At 51.5% G+C, this 307-nt stretch carries 2 tRNA genes; both read left to right on the forward strand.

Annotated features, from left to right (window positions below):
• The first annotated feature begins 12 nt into the window (after nt 1-12).
• Nucleotides 13-88, forward strand: a tRNA-Phe gene (locus TW77_RS13605).
• 11 nt (nt 89-99) lie between these two features.
• Nucleotides 100-175, forward strand: a tRNA-Thr gene (locus tag TW77_RS13610).
• The last annotated feature ends 132 nt before the right edge of the window (nt 176-307 follow it).

Raw genomic sequence — 307 nt, forward strand, 5'->3', positions numbered from 1 at the left:
TAACCAGTTTTAGCCCAGATAGCTCAGTCGGTAGAGCAGAGGATTGAAAATCCTCGTGTCGGTGGTTCGATTCCGCCTCTGGGCACCATTATTAAGTGTGCCGACTTAGCTCAGTTGGTAGAGCAACTGACTTGTAATCAGTAGGTCATCCGTTCGACTCGGATAGTCGGCACCATTTTATTCCTAGCCCGGAAGCTCAGTTGGGCGAAACAAGACCGAAGCACCGCTTCGCAGCTTGTTGAGGTGGAGGCAGGACGCCGACAGGACCTCGCTTCATGGATGAAAGAGCAGCACGATATAACCAGTT

This window comes from Pseudoalteromonas rubra (genome assembly GCF_000967655.1).
Classification (GTDB): Bacteria; Pseudomonadota; Gammaproteobacteria; order Enterobacterales; family Alteromonadaceae; genus Pseudoalteromonas; species Pseudoalteromonas rubra_A.